General features: G+C 42.8%; 4 protein-coding genes and 1 pseudogene. 3 read left to right on the forward strand and 2 right to left on the reverse strand.

What is annotated here, in order from left to right; all coding sequences use genetic code 11:
• Positions 1-385 precede the first annotated feature (385 nt).
• From G614_RS33200 to G614_RS0123565, 3 genes and pseudogenes are all read left to right on the forward strand, one after another.
• Positions 386-538: pseudogene (locus G614_RS33200) on the forward strand (IS110 family transposase); the annotation flags it as partial.
• Positions 539-700: 162 nt separating this feature from the next.
• Positions 701-1153: a hypothetical protein gene (locus G614_RS32265; protein ID WP_049948114.1), complete on the forward strand. Its 453-nt coding sequence runs from the start codon at positions 701-703 to the stop codon at positions 1151-1153.
• Between the two features lie 17 nt (positions 1154-1170).
• Positions 1171-1608 (forward strand): hypothetical protein, encoded by a 438-nt coding sequence (locus G614_RS0123565; RefSeq protein WP_027643843.1) that lies wholly within the window; start codon positions 1171-1173, stop codon positions 1606-1608.
• Positions 1609-2417: 809 nt separating this feature from the next.
• On the opposite strand, the gene G614_RS0123570 is transcribed toward G614_RS0123565, so the two are convergent.
• Together G614_RS0123570 and G614_RS31585 are read right to left on the reverse strand one after the other, a co-directional pair.
• Entirely contained in the window at positions 2418-2693 is a 276-nt protein-coding gene (locus G614_RS0123570) for a DUF6809 family protein (RefSeq protein ID WP_027643844.1), read from the reverse strand.
• A gap of 528 nt (positions 2694-3221) precedes the next feature.
• Positions 3222-3406 (reverse strand): hypothetical protein (locus G614_RS31585; protein ID WP_027643845.1); only part of this gene is annotated, 185 nt, incomplete at its 5' end.

Raw genomic sequence — 3406 nt, forward strand, 5'->3', positions numbered from 1 at the left:
TATGCCGGAAAGAATGATAACGGCAATAACGGGAACGGCGGCAATGGGAACCATTATGGCTGGGGGAACGGAAACAATGGAAACGGAAACGGCAACAACGGAAATGGCAACGGCAACAGCAGCAACGGCGGAACCAATGACAATAATGGCAATGCCAGCGGAAACACCAATAATACAGGCGGGAGCCAGAACCAGAGCGGTATCCTGTTCCCGGCAGACGGGGAGGTATCCGAGCTGGAGCAGGAACTGATTGACATGATTAAAACCACCGGGAAACAGAAGAATTATGAGCTGGTGGAATATGTCAACGATGTGAACCGCGACCATGCAGAAGTGTTGATGGAGCTGAACATCAATGGTATAATGGATACGGCGTACAGCTACGGAATATTTCCTGAAAAAGCTGGAGGAAGGCAAGAACAAACCCCAGGCATTAATCTGCATCGCCAGACGTCTGGTAAATATCGTATATGGAATGTTAAAGAACCACACGGAATACCGGGAGCCGGAGAGAAAAACAGGGGAAGAAACTGTTTGAAAGCGGCTGTCGGAACGCTTATAATGGAGAAAAGAACAGCAGAGAAAGGAACCCCCTTTGTTCTTTTTCTGCGTTTGTATTTGAGAGTTGAACTGCCGAATCTGCCAAGGTCGGTCCGCTTTTTCCAAAGAAGGGATGGAAAAGGCGCAAAAAGCATAAGGGTTGAGTGTCAATGCCAAGGGGGGAAGAGGAACTCAGTTAAAATATAATCCCACATCAGGTGCCAGTCTTAAAGCTACACCAGGGAAAACTACGACCATATTAGGTACATATGCAGATGATACAGGTAATATTTTGAATGAACTTGGCAATACTAAATTAATGGATTTTGGTCCTAGAGATGGAGGTTTCAACTTATTAAATACACCTGACGAAATATATAATCAGCTTGGCCCAGATGGATTCTGGAATCAATGTAATAAACCTTGGCTTGATAATGCAATTGCGAGAAATGATATTATAGTACTTGCTACTGAGCCTACAGAAAACACATTATACAGAATTAACAAAGTTACAGGGATGAAAGAGTTGAGTGGATTTGGCAGAGAGTATCAGTATCTAATTGATCACGGCTATGTATTTGATAATGCATTAAAACAGATGATTAAAAAATAGTAGGGAGGAATTGAATCTTGAATTATGAACAATGGTTTAGTAAATACTTTTATGATATTATGCAAAGTTTTTCTTTAAAATTTGAGGTTATTTCAAAGGAAAAGATTGCTCTTATCGGTTCCAATTACTTAATTGTTTTCTTATTTCATTTTGATGATATAACACTTTTTTATATAAATAGAAACGAGAAGCAAGTTCTAGAAAAATTGAATATTAATAATTTTGTTTCTGCTTCTATTGATTCTAAAGACCGAGAAGGAGTTTTACCAGGCAATTCAATTGAAACAACGATGGAAAATATTTTGAAAATTTTATCAAAGTCATTAAAAAATCATTGGTGCAATTTACTAATCGGAAAAAAAGAATGGCTGGAAGACTATCAAAAAAGCAAGTTTTTTAATGATTCTCAAAAATTATCATTAGAAGAATATGAATGTGCGGTACAAAATATTTAAATTCTTAAAAGAACATTGGTGATTTCTTCGCCCGGCTCTGCCGGGCGATGTCCTCCGAGGTTATGCCGCTTCATGGCATAACCTCTTTAACCTGCACACTTTTCGACCCTGGATATTCTGGCCGCTTGGGAGGAAAATGCCCTTTCTCCAAATCGGGCCAACAGGCCGAATTACCCGCTTCATGGTACATCTTTCCGAGTCTGGCTGAATAACGCCAACAAAGTGGGCCACGGCGCATCACAGGGGCAAGAGAAAGTCAACGACAACCTGCCGCTGAGGGGATAACGATAAGATCTCCCGTATTCGTCCCAAATGACTCCGTGGATTCCGCTTTTGCGTGGTCTGCATAAGAAGTTTTCTCTCCAAAAGCCTGGAAATGCTTTAAAACCGTCCTTATTGCGGGTTCAAAGCATAAATCCAGCATAAAACATTCAGAAAAAGCAAAAAAAGTTGTTCAAAAAACAGGGGCCTCCAGCTTAACAAAATTTCCCGTCATGCCACCCGGAAAACGGCTTCTTTTAGTGTCGGTTACAAGACCATGGGTGACATAATTCCAGAAATGGAAAAAGCCGGGTGCCGCCAAGCCACCCACGCAGTTCAGTTTTGGAATTTTTCGACCTTGGGATTCCAGAGGTGACGGTTAGATTCCCGTAATGAATCTGTAAGAGAAAAGAAATTGACGTGTCCAACGGTTCCAGTAAGATGGCGCACACCAGGGGGTTTAGGGGGGGGGGGGGGCAAAGAGAAGAAGAAAAAAGCAAGGACAATCCCGCCGCTCGTATTTGGGAAACGAAGGGATTGTCCTTACCTTACAGCTTGTCGATCATCTTCATGATTCGGATGCCATCCTGAAAGCCGCATACATATAGATAGGAGGAATCCTTAGAACTCTGTTCCATCACCATGTCCTGAAAGCGATCCATCGTATCCCAGTCTTCTTTGGACAGCTTCCTAAGAACGGCTTCCGCCTGTTCCAAGGTCTGTTCCTGTTTTCCGCCATCGTCTTTACCGGAAACCAGCCGCTCCTGCAAAAGCAGGTCAATTCGCTGTTCAAACATCTCATCCAGCCATTTTGCCTCGTCCATGCGTTCACTCACCTCCCTTCGACAACAGAGGATACCGTACTGCCGGGCTAAAGTCGATACCACAAAGCACCAAACAAACGGCCGCATTTTAAAGCACAACCAACAAATCGAAGAAACATCCTGAAAAAGACTTGAATCCAGCCGCCACCAGAGGTAACATACGACAACCTCGAAAGAGGAATAACCTGTGAGAAATCCAAGGTTAGAGAACGGATAGGCTTGTCCCCCCTTGCGATGGCCGTAGCTCTGGGAGCGTAAATCGGCCAATAAAGCTTATCAGTTGAGGTTGCCAGCGATTTTTAATTTGTGGATGGTAGCAGGGAGCGAAGGAAGGATGGTAGTTGAGAAAAGAAGACATTATTTATGTAGGGATTGACCTGCATAAAGAAACACATACGGCAGTCGGTGTTTCGGCTCCAACGATAACAGAAGCGCCGTCTTTCTTATATTATAGGAAAGTCCTTGCTGAAACGAAGTTATGTAAACTAATGATTCTGCCAAAGGAGGGTATAGAAAACAGACGGTGGTTTAGAACAGGTCGATATAGAACCCTTCTTCCCATCCATCATCGTCGAGGTCGTCATCTTCAGTTAAAAAGTAATGCATATCCAATAAATCAGAATCGGTCATGTCCTTGACCAGTTTGGGTGTCATTCCTTCTGGAGGATTTTTGATGTATTTTTGTCTGAGTTCATCCACATATCTTTGATTCA

Source organism: [Clostridium] clostridioforme AGR2157, assembly GCF_000424325.1.
Lineage (GTDB): Bacteria > Bacillota > Clostridia > Lachnospirales > Lachnospiraceae > Enterocloster > Enterocloster clostridioformis_A.

Bases quoted from the DNA above. Each gene is read 5' to 3' on its own strand.
- G614_RS0123570 (WP_027643844.1), bottom strand. From the start codon at position 2,693: ATGGACGAGGCAAAATGGCTGGATGAGATGTTTGAACAGCGAATTGAC.